Below are 17,068 nucleotides of genomic sequence, written 5' to 3' on the forward strand. Positions count from 1 at the left end.
GCGCGGCCCTGAGTGGCCGACTGCTGACAAGGAGATCAAACACCTATCGGGGGGCGTGGCGAACCTGTGAGAATTGACAGTGCCGACGAGTGGTGGTGGCGCAGCTAGCGCTGCAAAACGCGTGAACACCGCTTGCGATACGCCGCCGGCGTCAGGCCATACGCCCTCACGAACCAGCGCCCCAGGTGACTCTGGTCGGCAAAGCCCAGGGCAATCGCTACGTCGGCGGGTTGCTTGCCGTTGGCCAGCCAATGCCGGGCGCGGGCCAGGCGCAGTTGCACCAGGTAGGCATGGGGCGGCAGGCCGAAGGCGCTCTTGAAGGCGCGGGTAAGGCGAAAGCGATCGACGCCGCAGGCCCGCGCCAGTTCATCCATGCCCACGTCTTGCTGCAGGTGCGCATGCAGGTATTCCCGGGCCTTGTGCGCCACCCGTGGCAGGCGAGGGTCTTCATGGTAGCGGGTGCGCCAGTGCAGTTGCGCAGTGAGGCGTTCGAGCAGTTGGTCCATCGCCTGTTGCCGCACGATGCGCAGCTCACCTCCGTGCAAGGTCTGGAAGGCCCGGCTGGTGGCCAGGGCCAGGCGCGGGTCGCTGGCCAGGGTGCTGGCAAACCCCAGCTGGCTGTCGAGCGGCGCTTCTTCGAACACTGCGCTGACTTCCCGCGCCAACCACTGCGGGTCGAGGTAAAGCATGTGGTAGGTAAAACCGTCCGCCGTGGGCGCGTCGCCGTCGTGCAGCTCGCCGGGCTCCACCAGGAACACCTGGCCGGGCACGCTGTTATGGCGGGTGCGCCGGCAGTTGAACTGCTGCACACCTTGTTCCGTGACGCCCACCAGGTAGCTGTCGTGCCAGTGCGGGTCGTAGGCGTGGCCCTCGAAATGCGCGCGCAGGGTCTCGATGCCGGTGTCGGCGTCCTGAGCCAGGTCGATCCAGTTGTGGGCGGCCATAAAATACCTATGGGGTAAAACACTGCAAGAGCGAACAAGCTCGCTCCTGCAGGGGCTTAGCGTCTAGAAGGTTTGTGCAGCTTCATCCAAACAATCCGGCGGCGATGTTGATCGAGAACCCCAGGATCGCCGTGTTGAACAGAAACCCGATCAACGATTGCCCCAGCACCACCTTGCGCATGGTACGCGTGGCAACCCCGACATCCGCCGTTTGCACCGCCACGCCGATGGTGAACGAGAAGTACAGGAAGTCCCAGTAATTGGGCGTACGTAAATCCTCGGCAAAGCGCAGTGCCGGCTCGGGGCCGTCCCAGGTGTAATACAGGCGCGCATAGTGCACGCTGAAAATCACCCCGATCAGCAGCCATGAGCCAACCACCGTCAGGCCGGTGAAGCCGTAATGCAACAGGCGCTGGCTATCGCTCAGGTCCTTGGTGCCCACCAGGTTCAGGGTGATGGTCGCCAGGCTGGCAATCGCTGCGATGCACACCATGAACAACACCAGGCCGGCGTTTTCGTCCTCGATCTCGGCGATGCGTTTCACGTCGTCGGCCCGGGAGTGGCTGGTGAGCCACAGCATCAGCACCAGGTAGGTCCAGACCCCGGCGTTCCAGCCGATGAGGATTTTGCTGATGATCGTGTCGGCGGGAGCCAGGAGCCCCACCGCCAGGCCCAGGACGGCGGCGGAGGACAGGCGAGGGTGGGTGCGTGCGAGGAAGGGCATGGCGCTCACAAATCAGGGATGTGTAAGCACCATAGCGCATTTATTACGTGTGGCGCTTGCGCACCAGCTTCATGACCACGACGAAGAACACCGGCACAAACACCACCGCCAGCGTCGCGGTAATCATCCCGCCGATCACCCCGGTACCGATGGCCTGCTGGCTGGCCGAGCTGGCGCCCGTGGCAATCGCCAACGGCACCACGCCGAGGATGAACGCCAGGGAGGTCATGATGATCGGCCGCAGGCGCAGGCGTGCGGCTTTCAACGTGGCGTCGATCAGGTCTTCACCCTGGTCATACAGGTCCTTGGCAAACTCGATGATCAGGATCGCGTTCTTCGCCGACAGCCCAATGATGGTAATCAGGCCGACCTTGAAGAACACATCGTTGGGCATCCCGCGCAAGCTTACGGCCAATACCGCGCCGAGCACGCCGAGGGGCACCACCAGCAGCACCGAGGTCGGAATCGACCAGCTCTCATACAGCGCCGCCAGGCACAGGAACACGATCAGCAGCGACAAACCGAGCAGCAGCGGGGCCTGGGAGCCGGACAAGCGCTCCTGCAACGACAGGCCAGTCCATTCCTGGCCCAGGCCGGCGGGCAGTTGGCTGACCAGGCGCTGGATTTCCTCCATCGCCTCGCCGGTACTGTGGCCCGGTGCCGATTCACCGGAAATCGCGATGGCCGGGTAGCCGTTGTAGCGGGTCAACTGGGCGGGGCCCTGAATCCAGCGCGCCTCGACGAAGGCCGACAGCGGCACCATCTTCCCGGCATTGTTGCGCACATGGATCTTCATCAGGTCGGCCACCTGGCTGCGCTGATCACCTTCGGCCTGCACCACCACCCGCTGCATGCGGCCCTGGTTGGGGAAGTCGTTGATATAGGCCGAACCGATGGCCGAGGACAGCACATTGCCGATATCGGCAAAGGAAATGCCCAGGGCATTGGCTTGCTTGCGGTCCACCTCAAGCTGTACTTGCGGAGCTTCGGCCAGGGCGCTTTCACGCACGTTGGCCAGGATCGGGCTTTTCTCGGCAGCGGCCAGCAGTTCGGTGCGGGCCTCCATCAACGCGGCATGGCCGACGCCACCACGGTCCTGCAGGCGGAACTCGAAACCACTGGAGGTGCCCAGGCCATCCACCGGCGGTGGCAGGATTGCATAGGCAATCGCGTCCTTCAGCTCACTGAAAGCCGCGTTGGCACGGTCCGCAATGGCCGCGGCGGAATCCTTGCTGCTGCGCTCCGACCAGTCCTTGAGCGTGGTAAACGCCAGCGCGGCGTTCTGCCCCGAACCGGAGAAGCTGAAACCCATGATCATCGTGGTATCGCCCACGCCCGGCTCGCCGGCGTTGTGTGCCTCGATCTGCTCGGCGACCTGCACCGTGCGGTTTTTGCTGGCACCCGGCGGCAGCTGGATATCGGTGATGGTGTAGCCCTGGTCTTCCACCGGCAGGAAGGACGAGGGCAGGCGGGCGAACAGCACCCCAAGCCCCACCACCAGCACCAGATAGATCAACAGGTAACGCCCGCTGCGCTTGAGGGCGTAGGCCACCCAGCCTTCATAGCGGTCGGTGAACTGCTCGAAGCGCCGGTTGAACCAGCCGAAGAACCCGCCTTTCTCATGGTGCTCGCCCTTGGCAATCGGCTTGAGCAAGGTCGCGCACAGGGCTGGGGTCAAGGTCAGGGCGAGGAATGCCGAAAACAGGATCGAGGTGGCCATCGACAACGAGAACTGCTGATAGATCACGCCTACCGAACCCGGCATGAACGCCATCGGCAGGAACACCGCCACCAGCACCAGCGTGATGCCGACAATCGCCCCGGTAATCTGGCCCATTGCCTTGCGGGTGGCCTCCTTGGGCGACAGGCCCTCGGTGACCATGATCCGCTCGACGTTCTCTACCACCACAATCGCATCGTCCACCAAAATGCCGATGGCCAATACCATGCCGAACATGGTCAGCACGTTGATCGAGAAACCCAGCAACAGCATCGTCGCAAAGGTGCCCATCAGCGCGATGGGCACTACCAGCGTCGGGATCAATGTGTAGCGGATGTTTTGCAGGAACAGGAACATCACCGCAAACACCAGCAACATCGCTTCGCCCAGGGTGTACACCACCTTGGTGATCGAGACCTTCACGAACGGCGAGGTGTCGTACGGAATTTTGTATTCGACGTTGGCCGGGAAGTAGCGCGCCAGTTCGTCCATCTTCGCCCGCACCAGGGTCGCGGTGCTCAAGGCGTTGGCGCCCGGTGACAGCTGCACGCTGACGGCGGTGGACGGCTTGCCGTTCAGGCGGGTGGAGAACTGGTATTCCTGGCTGCCGATTTCCACCCGCGCCACGTCACCGACGCGCACGGTGGAACCGTCCGGGTTGGCCTTGAGCACGATGTCGGCAAATTCGGCCGGGGTCGACAGTTGGCCTTTCACCAGGATCGACGCGGTGATTTCCTGGGTCTTGGTGCCCGGCAAATCGCCGATGCTGCCGGCCGACACCTGGGCGTTCTGCGCCGCAATCGCCGCGTTGACGTCGGCCGGGGTCAGGTTGAAGCCGATCAGCTTCTGCGGGTCGATCCAGATGCGCATTGCGCGTTCGGCGCCGTACAGCTGGGCCTTGCCCACACCGTCCAGGCGCTTGAGTTCGTTCATCACGTTGCGCGCCAGGTAATCGCTGAGCGCCACGTCATCGAGCTTGCCGTCACTGGAGGTCAGGGTGACCAGCAGCAGGAAGCCGGCGGAGACTTTCTCCACCTGCAAGCCTTGCTGCGTCACGGCTTGGGGCAGGCGCGGCTCCACCGCCTTGAGACGGTTTTGCACGTCAACCTGGGCCATCTCCGGGTCGGTGCCCGGCTGAAAGGTGGCGGTGATGGTGGCCGAACCGAGGCTGCTCTGGGATTCGAAATACAGCAGGTGATCGGCGCCGTTAAGCTCCTGCTCGATCAGGCTGACCACGCTTTCGTCCAGGGTTTGCGCGGAGGCACCCGGGTACACCGCATAGATCTCGACTTTTGGCGGCGCGACGTTGGGGTACTGCGCGACTGGCAACTGCGGGATGGCGAGGGCGCCGGCCAGCAGGATAAACAGGGCGACCACCCAGGCGAAGATCGGGCGGTCAATAAAGAACTGCGGCATGTTTAACGATCCTTATTGGCCGGATGCCTGGGCGATGGGCGCGGGGCTGTCGTCAACCTGGACTTTCTCGCCAGGGCGGGCGTGTTGCAGGCCTTCGACGACGATACGGTCACCGGCCTTCAGGCCGCGGGTCACCACCCAGCGGTCATTGACCACCGAACCCAATTCTACCGGCTGCTGGCTCACGGTTTGCTCGGCGTCCAGCAGCAACACCATCGGGATCCCGGCGCTGTCGCGGGTGATCGCCCGCTGCGGCACGCTGATCCCTTGCTGATCGACGGCTTGCTCCAGGCGTACGCGGATAAAGCTGCCGGGCAGCAGGTCGAGGTCCGGGTTGGGGAACTCGCTGCGCAAGATGATCTGCCCGGTGCCCGGGTCGACGCTGATCTCGGCGAACAGCAACTTGCCCGGCAGCGGGTACAGGCTGCCGTCATCCTGGATCAGCGTGGCCTTGGCCTGGTCCTGGCCGACTTGCTTCAAGTGCCCGGCGCGAAAGGCTCGGCGCAGGTCGTTCAGCTCGCGGGTGGATTGGGTCAGGTCGGCGTGGATCGGGTCCAGTTGCTGGATCAGCGCCATCGGTGTGGCTTCGTTCTGGCCCACCAGCGCACCTTCGGTCACCAGCGCACGGCCAATCCGACCGGAAATCGGCGCAGTCACGGTGGCATAACCCAGGTTCAATTTGGCGCGCTGCACGGCGGCCTGGTTGGCGGCCACATCGGCGGCGGTTTGCCGGGCGGCGGCGCGGGCGTTGTCGTATTCCTGGCCGCTGATGGCGTTGCCTTCCACCAGTTGGCTGTAGCGCTGCTCTTGCAGGCGCGCCTGGAATGCATTGGCCTCGGCCTTGCGCAGGCTGGCCTGGGCGCTGTCGAGGTCGGCCTTGAACGGCGCCGGGTCAATCCGGAACAGCACATCGCCCTGTTTGACGTCATGGCCTTCCTTGAACACCCGTTGCAACACCACGCCGGCCACCCGGGCGCGCACTTCGGCGATGCGTGGCGCGGCAATCCGTCCGCTCAACTCGCTGGTGATGGACAGGGGCTTGGCTTCCAGGGTTTCGATCCGCACCTTGGCCAGCGGCGCCTCGGCGGCGTCGTCCGCCGACTTGCCACACGCGCTCAACGCCAGTGTCAGGGCCAACAGGCAAAACGGCGCAAACAGATTCTTCGACATGCTCATATCCCAATATTGACTGGCGCATCCTACGGGCGCCCCCGCCACAGTGCTGTGAAGCTCTGTAGGTGGTGTGTGAAGAAATGTAAGGTGCGACCCACAGATGCACGCGGGCGTATATCCTTCATAACCGCCGAACCTTACACGATCTTCCTGACACCGAAGATCAAATGTGGGAGCGGGCTTGCTCGCGAAAGCGGTGTTTCAGTCAACGCATACGGCGGCTGACACACCGCTTTCGCGAGCAAGCCCGCTCCCACATTGGATTTGCGTACTACTCAGAAATTGTATTATTTGGAAATACCATGCCCAACATTCTTCTGGTGGAAGACGACGCCGCGCTCTCCGAATTGATCGCCAGTTACCTGGAACGCAACGGCTATCACGTCAGTGTGCTCAGCCGTGGCGACCACGTGCGTGAGCGTGCGCGGCTCAACCCACCGGACCTGGTGATTCTCGACCTGATGCTGCCGGGCCTCGACGGCCTGCAGGTCTGCCGGTTGCTGCGGGCCGACTCGGCCACGCTGCCGATCCTGATGCTCACCGCCCGCGACGACAGCCACGACCAGGTGTTGGGCCTGGAAATGGGCGCCGACGACTACGTCACCAAACCCTGCGAGCCGCGGGTATTGCTGGCGCGGGTGCGAACCTTGCTGCGCCGCAGCAGCCTCACCGAACCCCAGGTGGCCAACGACCAGATCCTGATGGGCAACCTGTGCATCGACCTGTCGGAACGCACCGTGACCTGGCGCGACCAGCCGGTTGAGCTGTCCAGCGGTGAATACAACCTGCTGGTGGTGCTGGCCCGGCACGCCGGCGAAGTGCTCAGCCGCGACCAGATCCTGCAACGCCTGCGCGGCATCGAGTTCAACGGCACCGACCGTTCGGTGGACGTGGCGATTTCAAAGCTGCGGCGCAAGTTCGACGACCACGCGGGCGAGGCGCGCAAGATCAAGACCGTGTGGGGCAAGGGCTACCTGTTCAGCCGTTCCGAGTGGGAATGCTGAGCCATGTTTCGCGTCCTGATTCGGCTGTACCTGATCACTATCGTCACTTTCGCCGCCGCGATCTACCTGGTGCCCCGGGCGGTGATCCAGCTGTTTGAACACCGTTACATGAACTACAACATCGAGCAGTCCCGAGGCATGCAGAGCCTGATCGTCAAGGAGTATCGACGGGTGCCGATGGAGCAGTGGGCCAATGTCACCGTGCGCCTGTCGGCGGATTTCGCGCCGCTGAAGGTGCAACTGCTGCGTATCCAGGACGCCAGCTACACCCCTGAAGAACAGCGCCTGCTGGAAAAGGACCAGATGGTGATTCGCCTGGGCGAGTGGGGCTGGGCGGACGACGTCAGCTCGGCCCTGGACGACCAGTTGGTGGTCAAGGTCTCGGTACCGCCGGACCCGCTGGACATGAACCTGCTGTACTGGAGCATGAACGTGCTGATCGGCGCGGCGCTGCTGGCATGCCTGCTGTTCTGGCTGCGGCCCCACTGGCGTGACCTGGAACGCCTGAAAAGCACCGCCGCGCAACTCGGCCAGGGCAACCTTGCGGCCCGCACAAAAATCCCGCCCAGCTCCAACATCGGCAGCCTCGCGGCGGTGTTCGACACCATGGCCAACGACATCGAACAGCTGCTCAACCAGCAACGTGATTTGCTCAATGCCGTCTCCCATGAACTGCGTACACCGCTGACGCGCCTGGACTTCGGCCTGGCGCTGGCGCTGTCCGACGACCTCCCGGCGGCCAGCCGTGAGCGGCTGCAAGGGTTGGTGGCGCACATTCGCGAGCTGGATGAGCTGGTGCTGGAGCTGCTCTCCTACAGCCGTTTGCAAAACCCGGCGCAAACACCCGAGCAGGTGGAAGTGGTGCTGGATGAGTTCATCGACAGCATCCTGGGCAGCGTCGACGACGAACTGGAAAACCCCGATATCGTGATGGACGTGGTGCTGGACTGCGCCGTGGAACGCTTCACCCTGGACCCGCGCCTGACCGCCCGGGCCCTGCAAAACCTGCTGCGCAACGCCATGCGGTATTGCGAGCGGCGAATTCAGGTGGGGGTGAAGGTGTGTCCCAGGGGGTGCGAGATTTGCGTGGATGATGACGGTATTGGCATTCCGGTTGACCAGCGGGAGCGGATTTTCGAGCCGTTCTACCGGCTGGATCGCAGCCGGGATCGAGCCACTGGCGGTTTTGGCCTGGGATTGGCCATCAGCCGGCGGGCGCTGGAGGCGCAGGGCGGAACATTGACGGCCCAGGCTTCGCCATTGGGTGGTGCACGCTTCCGCCTCTGGCTGCCGAGTTAAAGAACACCACAAAACCATTGTGGGAGCTGGCTTGCCTGCGATGGCGGTGGGTCAGCTTACATCTTTGCTAACTGATACACCGCCATCGCAGGCAAGCCAGCTCCCACATTTGATCTTCATCGTTCTTCAGTCCCGAATTTGGCGTTTGCACAGCCTTACCACCTCACGCGGTGCCTTGTTATAGTTCGGCCCCTATTCCAGCCGCCAGTCAAGGATCACTGCCATGTCCGAATACCAAGCCTTTGTCGTCGAACTCAGCGGCAACGTCGCCCATGTGCAGCTCAATCGCCCGGAAAAGATCAACGCGATGAACGCGGCGTTCTGGACCGAGATCATCGACATCTTCCAATGGGTCGAAAACACCGACGCGGTGCGTGCCGTAGTCATCAGCGGCGCCGGCAAGCATTTCTCCTCCGGCATCGACCTGATGCTGCTGGCCTCGGTCGCCAACGAGTTTGGCAAGGACGTGGGCCGCAACGCGCGCCTGCTGCGGCGCAAGATCCTCGAACTGCAAGCTTCCTTCAACGCCGTCGACAACTGCCGCAAGCCGGTACTCGCGGCGATCCATGGCTACTGCATCGGCGGCGCCATCGACCTGATCAGCGCCTGTGACATGCGCTACGCCGCCGAAGATGCGCAATTCTCCATCAAGGAAATCGACATCGGCATGGCCGCCGACGTCGGCACCCTGCAACGCCTGCCGCGCATCGTCGGCGACGGCATGCTGCGCGAGCTGGCCTACACCGGCCGCCAGTTCGGTGCCGAAGAGGCCCGCAGCATCGGCCTGGTGAATCGGGTGTACAGCGATCACCAGAGCCTGCTGGCCGGGGTGCTGGACATCGCCCGGGAAATCGCCGCCAAATCGCCGATCGCGGTCACCGGCACCAAGGCGATGATCAGCTACATGCGTGACCACACGATCAATGACGGTTTGGAATACGTTGCCACCTGGAACTCAGCTATGTTGCAATCCAACGACCTGCGCGTGGCCATCGCGGCCCATATGAGCAAGCAGAAACCCGACTTCGTGGATTGACTGAACATGACCCCAGGCTGGATTACCACAACGCTGCTGGACAACGACGCCCCGGGCGGCTGGGCCGTGGCCCGCAGCCGTGAAGGCTTTTTACACGACCAGAACGGCCCGCTGTTTCCCCGGGAATGGCTCAAGCGCCAGGACCTCTCGGTGTTCGCCGAGCATGGCATCGGCCACCTGGACGGCGAGCCGGTGTACCTGCTGGAACTCAACAGCCCCGCCGACGTGCCGGGCTGCGGCTGGCAGGGCCTGCGGGCATTCATGCTGCAGGGCGATCACATGCTGTACAAAGTCCTGGGCTACGCCGCGCAAATCGGCACCTGGGCCCGGGAGCATCGTTTTTGCGGCAGTTGCGGCCAGGCGATGGTGCAGGTGCCACGGGAGCGGGCGATGTTCTGCCAGGCCTGTGACCTGCGCAGCTACCCGCGTATCTCGCCGAGCATGATCGTGTTGGTGACCCGTGGCGACGAGATCCTGCTGGCCCGCTCGCCGCGCTTTGTCACGGGGGTCTACAGTACCCTGGCGGGGTTTGCCGAGCCGGGCGAGTCGGCCGAGGACTGCCTGATTCGCGAAGTGCGTGAAGAAGTGCAGGTGGAGGTCAAGAACATCCAGTACATGGGCAGCCAGTGCTGGCCGTTCCCGCACTCGATGATGCTGGGCTTTCACGCCGAGTACGCCGGCGGCGACATTGTGCCCCAGGCTGACGAGATCGAAGACGCGCAGTGGTTCAACATCCATGAACTGCCGCCGTTGCCGGCGTCGCGCTCGATTGCGCGCTACCTGATCGACCTCTACCTGGCCCGTCGCCTAGGCCGCGCTGAACCAGTGCTGCCAGGCTAGGCGCACCGTCAGGCCGAGCACCACGGTGATGAACACCGGGCGAATGAACTTGGCGCCGCCGCTGATGGCGCTGCGTGCGCCAAAAAACGCGCCGCACATCACCGACACGCCCATGCACAGGCCGACAATCCAGTCTACCGAGCCATTGAAAATGAACACCGTCAGCGCCGCCGCGTTGCTGACGAAGTTCATGCTGCGCGCCACGCCGCTGGCCTTTACCAGGTCGATGGGGTGCAACAGCATGGTACTCACGGTCCAGAAGGCCCCGGTGCCCGGGCCGGCGACGCCGTCGTAGAAACCCAGGCCAAAGCCCTGGGTGGACTGCCATTTCTTCTTGATCGGTGCGTCGTTGTCCAACGCCGCCTTGGGCGTGCCGCCGAACAGCAAATACAAACCGCAGCCGAACACAATCACCGGGAGCATCTTGTTCAGGGTTTCTGCCGGCAGGTAATGGGCCACGACCGCGCCGGTGAGTGCACCGACCAGGGTGCCGACGATGGCGTGCACCCACTGGCGCGGATGAAACAGCTTGCGCCGGTAGAAGGTAAAGCTGGCAGTGGCCGAGCCGAAGGTGGAACTGAGCTTGTTGGTGCCCAGCACCAGGTGGGGCGGCATGCCGGCGGTCAGCAGGGCGGGCGTGGTGAGCAGGCCGCCACCGCCGGCGATGGCATCGATGAAACCGGCGATAAAGGCAACCACGGCGAGGATCGCCAGGGTGGTGAGGTCAACGCTGAGTTCGAAGGGCATGGGCAAGACTTAATCGGCAGGGCGCAGCAAGGGCTGCGCGAAAGGCCGGTATCTTACCGATTAGCGTGGGGGCCTGCGACTATGATCGTTCCCACGCTCTGCGTGGGAATGCCGCCTTGGACGCTCCGCGTCCTGCTGCCGCAAGGGTGACGCAGAGCGTCACGGGATGCATTCCCAATGTGGGAGCGGGCTTGCTCGCGAATGCGCAGTGTCAGTCACCGGATAGAGTGGCTGATCCACCGCATTCGCGAGCAAGCCCGCTCCCACATTTCAACCTTGCCCGCTTGGCTATTTATGTGTTTCGACCCACTCCAGTGCGGTCCGCCAGATGCAGATCCCCAGGAAGTACGCCGACATCAGCAACCACAGGCCCAGGGTCAGGCGATTGGTGTACGGGAAGTCGATCACCAGCAGCAGGCTGCACAGCAACCAGATGGTGGTCACGGCAATATTGATCGGCATGAAGCGCTTGACCCGGAACGGGTGCAGGAACTTCATCGGCGTCACGGTCAGCAACGCCAGGCCGATCACGGTGAGCAAGGTAACCCAGGCTTCCGGCTGGATGATATAGACGCACAGCGCCACCACGTTCCATGCGGCGGGGAAGCCGACGAAGTAGTTGTCCTTGCTCTTCATGTTGACGTTGCAGAAGCAGAACAGCGACGACACCAGAATCACCGACACCGTAAACAACGGGGTGAAGTCCGGCAGGGCGATATAGCGATAGATAAACAGCGCCGGAATAAACACGTACGTCAGGTAATCAATCACCAGGTCCAATACCGAGCCATCGAAGCTTGGCAGCACTGTTTGCACATTCACCCGTCGCGCGAGAGAGCCGTCGACCCCATCGACGATCAAGGCCAGGCCCAGCCACAGCAGGCAAGCCTTGGGCTGGTTGTCGAGCAGTGCCAGGGTGGCCAGGAAGGCCAGCACCACGCCGGTGGCGGTAAAACCATGGGCGCCCCAGGCCTTGAGACGGGCTACATGCAGGGTCGATATCACAGGGGCGTTCTCCAAAAGGTGAAACAGGGCAGCCGACGGGGTAGCACCGTCGAATCTGGCCAGAGTGTGCAGGTATCGACCGGGAAGGGGGGGATAAGGTTCACCACCCGGCGTAGGTTAAGCGTAGCAAGCGCAGGACGTTTCGGCATCAGCCTTGGCGAAACACCAGTGCCTTTAATCCGCTTTGCGGGTCGATATCGGGGAATTCCGGCGGGTTTTCCAGCCGCTGGTCAAAGCGCAGGCCAGGCGCTTCGCGGGTTACGCCGTCGATCAGGAAGTCTTCGACGAACGCCGGGTCGTTCATGCACGCCAGCACCGTACCCTGGGCCGTGAGCAAATCCGGCAGGCGACGCAGCACCCGCTGGTAGTCCTTGGTCAAAAGGAAACTGCCTTTCTGGAACGAGGGCGGGTCGATGATCACCAGGTCGTACGGGCCGCTGTTGGTGACCTTGGCCCACGACTTGAACAGGTCGTGGCCGAGGAACGTCACCTTGCTCAGGTCGTGGCCGTTCAGGCGGTGATTGCCACGACCACGGCTCAGGGCGCCTCGGGCCATGTCCAGGTTCACCACATGCTCGGCGCCGCCTTCGATGGCCGCCACGGAGAAACCACAGGTGTAGGCGAACAGGTTCAGCACCCGCAGGCCATGAGCCTGTTCGCGTACCCAGTTGCGGCCGTAACGCATGTCGAGGAACAGCCCACTGTTCTGCTTTTTGCCCAGGTCGATCAGGTAGCGCAGGCCGCTTTCGGTGATGGTCAGTTCGTCGACCACCTCGCCCAGCAGCCATTCGGTGGTGCTTTGCGGCAGGTAGCGGTGTTGCAGCGCCACGGTATGGGCGCCGAATGACCGCCAGTCGATCTGCACCAGCATCTGCTTCAAGGCCTCAAGCTCCGTGGCTTCTGGCTCCTTGAACAGCGAGACCAGCACCACGCCTTGCAGCCAGTCCACCGTCAGTTGCTCCAGGCCCGGCCAGCAGCGGCCACGCCCGTGAAACAGGCGCCGGGTCTCGGCGGGGACGGTTAGCAGGGCGTTCAGCAAATGGGTGTGCAGGGTGGCGAGTGCGTCTGGGTTCATCGGGCAACGTCGGTCATTGAGCGGGCGGCATTTTAAACACAATTGCGGGGTGTTCGGGAGTTGAAGCACAACGTGCTTTGAATTTGCTGATTGGCAGTGATTTATGCTCAAAAGGCCCCGAGAGGCGGCGCACAACAGTCAAAAAATCCCTTGGCACCGACATAAACTGGAAAAAAGCCCGGAGGTGCCCATGAACGGTTTCGCGAGTGCAGTGAGTCAGACAGCGATGGACCAGGAAGAACTGGCCGAATGGCGCGATGCCCTGGCCTCCCTGGTGGCCAACGCCGGCGCGGCGCGCGCACGGGAGATCCTCGACATGCTGGCGGATGCCGGCGGCGCGCCGCACATCGCCTGGAAACCCCGGCATGGCACGCCCTACATCAATAGCATCGCCGTAGAGCAGCAACCGCCGTTTCCCGGCGACCTGGCCACCGAAGAACGCTTGGCCTCAGTGGTGCGCTGGAACGCCCTGGCCATGGTAGTGCGCGCCAACCAGGCCTATGGCGAACTGGGCGGGCATATCGCCAGCTACGCCAGCGCGGCGGATTTGTTCGAGGTGGGCTTCAACCACTTTTTCCGGGCCCGAAGCGACAGTTTTGGCGGCGACCTGGTGTTCTACCAGCCGCATTCCGCCCCCGGCATCTATGCTCGCGCCTTCCTTGAAGGGCGCCTGAGCGAGGCCGACCTGGCCCACTATCGCCAGGAAATCGGTGCCGGCAAGGCGGGTGCCCGAGGTTTGTCCAGCTATCCCCATCCGTGGTTGATGCCGGACTTCTGGCAATTTCCCACCGGGTCCATGGGCATTGGCCCCATCAGCTCGATTTTCCAGGCGCGGTTCATGCGCTACCTGCAACACCGCGGCTTGCAGGACACCACCGACCGCCACGTATGGGGTGTATTCGGCGACGGCGAGATGGACGAACCGGAAAGCATGTCGGCCCTGACCCTGGCCGCCCGTGAAGGCCTGGACAACCTGACCTGGGTGGTCAACTGCAACCTGCAACGGCTCGACGGCCCGGTGCGGGGCAACGGGCGGATTATCGACGAGCTGGAAGCCTTGTTCGCCGGTGCCGGCTGGAACGTGATCAAGCTGGTCTGGGGCTCGGACTGGGATGCCTTGCTGGCCAAGGACACCGACGGCGAGCTGGCGCGCACCCTGTCGCAGACGGTGGACGGACAATTCCAGACCTTCGCCGCCAAGGACGGTGCCTACAACCGCGAACATTTCTTCGGCCAGAGCGAGGCGCTGTCCAAACTGGTCGAGGGCCTGAGCGACGAGCAGATCGACCGGCTCAAGCGCGGCGGCCATGACATGGTCAAGATCCACGCCGCCTATCACGCCGCACGCCGGGTCACCGGCAAGCCCACGGTGATCCTGGCCCAGACCAAAAAGGGCTTTGGCATGGGCGAGGCCGGGCAGGGCAAGATGACCACCCACCAGCAGAAGAAGCTCGACCGCGAGGCCTTGATCGCCTTCCGCAATCGCTTCCAGTTGCCGCTGTCGGATGAACAGGCCGAATCCCTGAGCTTCTACAAGCCCGCTGAAGACAGCCTCGAAATGCGCTACTTGCACCAACGCCGCGCCATCCTCGGTGGGTATGTGCCGAGCCGTGGCCAGCAGGCACCCACCGTAAGTGTCCCGCCGGTGTCGGGCTACGGCGCGTTTGCCACCCAGGCGGAGGGCAAGGAAATGTCCACCACCATGGCCTTTGTGCGCATGCTGACCAATCTGCTCAAGGACAAGGCCCTCGGCCCGCGCATCGTGCCCATCGTCGCCGACGAAGCGCGCACCTTCGGCATGGCCAACCTGTTCAAGCAGATCGGCATCTATTCCAGCGTCGGCCAGCGCTACGAGCCCGAAGACATCGGCTCGATCCTCAGCTACCGCGAAGCCACCGACGGGCAGATCCTTGAAGAAGGCATTAGCGAAGCCAGCGCCATCAGTTCCTGGGTCGCGGCGGCCACCAGCTATTCGGTGCATGGCCTGCGGATGCTGCCGTTTTACATCTACTACTCGATGTTCGGTTTCCAGCGCGTGGGTGACCTCATCTGGGCCGCCGCCGACCAGCGTGCCCGAGGTTTTCTGCTGGGCGCCACTGCCGGGCGCACCACCCTGGGTGGCGAAGGCTTGCAGCACCAGGACGGCAGCAGCCACCTGATGGCCGCCACCGTGCCCAATTGCCGTGCCTACGACCCGGCGTTTGCCGGCGAGTTTGCGGTGATCCTCGACCATGGCATGCGCCAGATGCTGGAGCACGATGTGGACGAGTTCTACTACGTGACCCTGATGAACGAAAACTACCCGCAGCCGAGCCTGCCGGAAGGCGTCGAAGCGGCGATCATCAAAGGCATGTACCGGCTGAGCGGGCAGCCTGGCGGCAAGGTCCGGTTGCTCGGCTCCGGCACGCTGGTGCGCGAAGCCCAGGCAGCGGCGCAATTGTTGGCGGAGGATTGGCAGGTTGACGCTGAAGTGTTCAGTGTCACCAGCTTCAGCGAACTGGCCCGGGACGCCCGTGACGTGGAACGCTGGAACCGCCTGCATCCGCAACAGCCGGCGCGGCGCAGCCACCTGGCGGAGTGTTTGCCCAAGGGCGCGCCGGTGGTGGCGGTATCTGACTATGTAAGGGCGGTGCCGCAGATGCTTGGGTCGTACGTGGATTCGGCTTACACCGTGCTGGGGACGGATGGCTTTGGTCGCAGCGATACCCGGGCGGCGTTGCGGGATTTCTTCGAGGTGGACCGCCATCACATCGTGCTGGCGGCGCTGACGGCGTTAGTAGAGCAGGGGAGTCTGGACAGGCAGGTTTGCCAGCAGGCGATAAAGCGTTATGGGGTGCAGACCGATCGCGAGCCGTCCTGGACCTCCTGAGCGACAAAGATCTAAATGTGGGAGCGGGCTTGCTCGCGAATGCGGTGTGTCAGTCAATATATCCGGCAACTGATACACCGCTTTCGCGAGCAAGCCCGCTCCCACACTGGTTCTGTGTGGTTGTCTAAATACTGGCTATCAATGGCGCCCCAAACGATTCACGCAGAAACCCCGGCGCGATATACCGCTCGTAATGCGCCTCGGACAACAGGAAAAACTCCCGGTCAATCGCATCCCGCAAATCTGCCAGATTGCGCTCGCGAAACTCCGGCAACAGCGCCAACCCATACGCATCCAGCTTCGAAATCACCCGCGCGCCCCGGGCAATCAACTGGTACGCCCAGCAATACGGCGACTGGTGGGGCACAAAGCGGATCTTGCGATCTTCCAGTTGCTGGCGCAGGCGCTGCGGGTCCAGCACCTGCAGCTTGCTGGTCATCACCTGCACCAGCAGTTGTTCCAGGCGCAGCCACACCGCCTGTTTCTCCTCGGCGTTGTAGCCGTTCCACTGAATCACTTCATGGTGATAACGCTTGCAGCCCCGGCATACCAGGTCTCCGTAAACGGTGGAGCACAGGCCGACGCAGGGTGTCTTGATGGTTTGATTGGGCATAAAAAAACATCGACAGGTGAAACAACACGGCCCCCGAAGGGGCCGCTTTAAATCAATCCCAGCTCAGCGCGCCGCCAGTCTGGTACTCGATCACACGGGTCTCGAAGAAGTTCTTCTCTTTCTTCAAGTCCATGATCTCGCTCATCCACGGGAACGGGTTAGTCGTCCCTGGATACTCTTCCTTCAGACCAATCTGCGATAGACGACGGTTCGCGATGAACTTGAGGTAGTCCTCCATCATCGCCGCATTCATCCCCAACACCCCACGCGGCATGGTGTCGCGAGCGTATTCAATCTCCAGCTGAGTCCCTTGCAGGATCATCTGTGTCGCTTCTTCCTTCATCTCGGCATCCCACAAGTGCGGGTTTTCGATTTTGATCTGGTTGATCACATCGATACCGAAGTTCAGGTGCATCGACTCATCCCGCAGGATGTACTGGAACTGCTCGGCCACGCCGGTCATTTTGTTGCGACGGCCCATGGACAAAATCTGGGTAAAGCCGCAGTAGAAGAAGATGCCTTCCAGTACGCAGTAGTAGGCCACCAGGTTGCGCAGCAGCTCTTTGTCAGTCTCAACGGTACCGGTTTCGAACTTCGGATCGG

14 protein-coding genes are annotated in these 17,068 nt (G+C 62.8%); 5 read left to right on the top strand and 9 right to left on the bottom strand.

The features are described 5' to 3' along the window. Positions 1-104: 104 nt before the first annotated feature. The 4 genes from HX818_RS28855 to HX818_RS28870 all read right to left on the bottom strand — a co-directional run bounded on the left by HX818_RS28855 (position 105) and on the right by HX818_RS28870 (position 5,974). Positions 105-944 (bottom strand): AraC family transcriptional regulator, encoded by an 840-nt coding sequence (locus tag HX818_RS28855; RefSeq protein WP_177021202.1) that lies wholly within the window; start codon positions 942-944, stop codon positions 105-107. An 82-nt stretch (positions 945-1,026) separates the two neighbouring features. Then, entirely contained in the window at positions 1,027-1,668 is a 642-nt protein-coding gene (locus HX818_RS28860) for a DUF1345 domain-containing protein (protein WP_003214055.1), read from the bottom strand. Between the two features lie 43 nt (positions 1,669-1,711). Then, on the bottom strand, positions 1,712-4,804 hold the full coding sequence (locus tag HX818_RS28865) for an efflux RND transporter permease subunit (protein WP_003214052.1): 3,093 nt from the start codon (positions 4,802-4,804) through the stop codon (positions 1,712-1,714). 12 nt (positions 4,805-4,816) lie between these two features. After that, positions 4,817-5,974, bottom strand: coding sequence for an efflux RND transporter periplasmic adaptor subunit (locus tag HX818_RS28870; protein ID WP_023658897.1), 1,158 nt, complete (start codon positions 5,972-5,974; stop codon positions 4,817-4,819). Positions 5,975-6,279: 305 nt separating this feature from the next. Between HX818_RS28870 and HX818_RS28875 the strand changes: the two genes are divergently transcribed. The 4 genes from HX818_RS28875 (at position 6,280) to nudC (ending at position 10,156) form a co-directional block, all read left to right on the top strand. Continuing rightward, positions 6,280-6,981 carry a response regulator transcription factor gene (locus HX818_RS28875; RefSeq protein ID WP_003214048.1) on the top strand — a complete coding sequence of 234 codons (702 nt, stop codon included), beginning with the start codon at positions 6,280-6,282 and terminating at the stop codon, positions 6,979-6,981. A 3-nt stretch (positions 6,982-6,984) separates the two neighbouring features. Beyond that, positions 6,985-8,280 (top strand): ATP-binding protein, encoded by a 1,296-nt coding sequence (locus HX818_RS28880; RefSeq protein WP_177021203.1) that lies wholly within the window; start codon positions 6,985-6,987, stop codon positions 8,278-8,280. A 223-nt stretch (positions 8,281-8,503) separates the two neighbouring features. Next, positions 8,504-9,316, top strand: coding sequence for a crotonase/enoyl-CoA hydratase family protein (locus HX818_RS28885; protein WP_177021204.1), 813 nt, complete (start codon positions 8,504-8,506; stop codon positions 9,314-9,316). Positions 9,317-9,322: 6 nt separating this feature from the next. Continuing rightward, positions 9,323-10,156 carry an NAD(+) diphosphatase gene (nudC, locus tag HX818_RS28890; RefSeq protein WP_177021205.1) on the top strand — a complete coding sequence of 278 codons (834 nt, stop codon included), beginning with the start codon at positions 9,323-9,325 and terminating at the stop codon, positions 10,154-10,156. Here nudC and HX818_RS28895 read toward each other — a convergent pair. From HX818_RS28895 to HX818_RS28905, 3 genes are all read right to left on the bottom strand, one after another. Continuing rightward, positions 10,124-10,903, bottom strand: a complete 780-nt coding sequence (locus HX818_RS28895) for a TSUP family transporter (protein ID WP_102605805.1) — start codon at positions 10,901-10,903, stop codon at positions 10,124-10,126. The two genes, nudC and HX818_RS28895, sit on opposite strands and share 33 nt — an antisense overlap. A gap of 288 nt (positions 10,904-11,191) precedes the next feature. Further along, the gene (gene pcsA, locus HX818_RS28900; RefSeq protein WP_003208507.1) at positions 11,192-11,908 is read right to left on the bottom strand and encodes a phosphatidylcholine synthase; all 717 of its coding nucleotides are present in this window, start codon (positions 11,906-11,908) and stop codon (positions 11,192-11,194) included. A 148-nt stretch (positions 11,909-12,056) separates the two neighbouring features. Then, on the bottom strand, positions 12,057-12,983 hold the full coding sequence (locus HX818_RS28905; RefSeq protein WP_177021206.1) for a class I SAM-dependent methyltransferase: 927 nt from the start codon (positions 12,981-12,983) through the stop codon (positions 12,057-12,059). Positions 12,984-13,173: 190 nt separating this feature from the next. Here HX818_RS28905 and mdeB point away from each other — a divergent pair, with 190 nt between their 5' ends. Continuing rightward, a complete protein-coding gene (gene mdeB / locus HX818_RS28910) occupies positions 13,174-15,852 on the top strand; it encodes an alpha-ketoglutarate dehydrogenase (RefSeq protein WP_177021207.1) in 2,679 nt (892 codons plus the stop codon). A gap of 124 nt (positions 15,853-15,976) precedes the next feature. Here mdeB and HX818_RS28915 read toward each other — a convergent pair whose 3' ends face one another. Further along, on the bottom strand, positions 15,977-16,465 hold the full coding sequence (locus HX818_RS28915) for a DUF1289 domain-containing protein (protein ID WP_003208512.1): 489 nt from the start codon (positions 16,463-16,465) through the stop codon (positions 15,977-15,979). Between the two features lie 52 nt (positions 16,466-16,517). Continuing rightward, a partial coding sequence (locus HX818_RS28920) for a ribonucleotide-diphosphate reductase subunit beta (protein WP_177019348.1) occupies positions 16,518-17,068 on the bottom strand: 551 nt, incomplete at its 5' end.

The organism is Pseudomonas sp. F9001 (genome assembly GCF_013385435.1).
Taxonomy (GTDB): Bacteria; Pseudomonadota; Gammaproteobacteria; order Pseudomonadales; family Pseudomonadaceae; genus Aquipseudomonas.

Excerpts from the sequence above, each read along its gene's own strand:
- HX818_RS28895 (WP_102605805.1), bottom strand. The coding sequence starts at position 10,903 with ATGCCCTTCGAACTCAGCGTTGACCTCACCACCCTGGCGATCCTCGCC.
- HX818_RS28855 (WP_177021202.1), bottom strand. The coding sequence starts at position 944 with ATGGCCGCCCACAACTGGATCGACCTGGCTCAGGACGCCGACACCGGC.
- HX818_RS28880 (WP_177021203.1), top strand. The coding sequence starts at position 6,985 with ATGTTTCGCGTCCTGATTCGGCTGTACCTGATCACTATCGTCACTTTC.
- mdeB (WP_177021207.1), top strand. The coding sequence starts at position 13,174 with ATGAACGGTTTCGCGAGTGCAGTGAGTCAGACAGCGATGGACCAGGAA.
- HX818_RS28885 (WP_177021204.1), top strand. The coding sequence starts at position 8,504 with ATGTCCGAATACCAAGCCTTTGTCGTCGAACTCAGCGGCAACGTCGCC.
- HX818_RS28865 (WP_003214052.1), bottom strand. The coding sequence starts at position 4,804 with ATGCCGCAGTTCTTTATTGACCGCCCGATCTTCGCCTGGGTGGTCGCC.
- HX818_RS28905 (WP_177021206.1), bottom strand. The coding sequence starts at position 12,983 with ATGAACCCAGACGCACTCGCCACCCTGCACACCCATTTGCTGAACGCC.
- HX818_RS28875 (WP_003214048.1), top strand. The coding sequence starts at position 6,280 with ATGCCCAACATTCTTCTGGTGGAAGACGACGCCGCGCTCTCCGAATTG.
- HX818_RS28860 (WP_003214055.1), bottom strand. The coding sequence starts at position 1,668 with ATGCCCTTCCTCGCACGCACCCACCCTCGCCTGTCCTCCGCCGCCGTC.
- HX818_RS28915 (WP_003208512.1), bottom strand. The coding sequence starts at position 16,465 with ATGCCCAATCAAACCATCAAGACACCCTGCGTCGGCCTGTGCTCCACC.
- nudC (WP_177021205.1), top strand. The coding sequence starts at position 9,323 with ATGACCCCAGGCTGGATTACCACAACGCTGCTGGACAACGACGCCCCG.
- HX818_RS28870 (WP_023658897.1), bottom strand. The coding sequence starts at position 5,974 with ATGTCGAAGAATCTGTTTGCGCCGTTTTGCCTGTTGGCCCTGACACTG.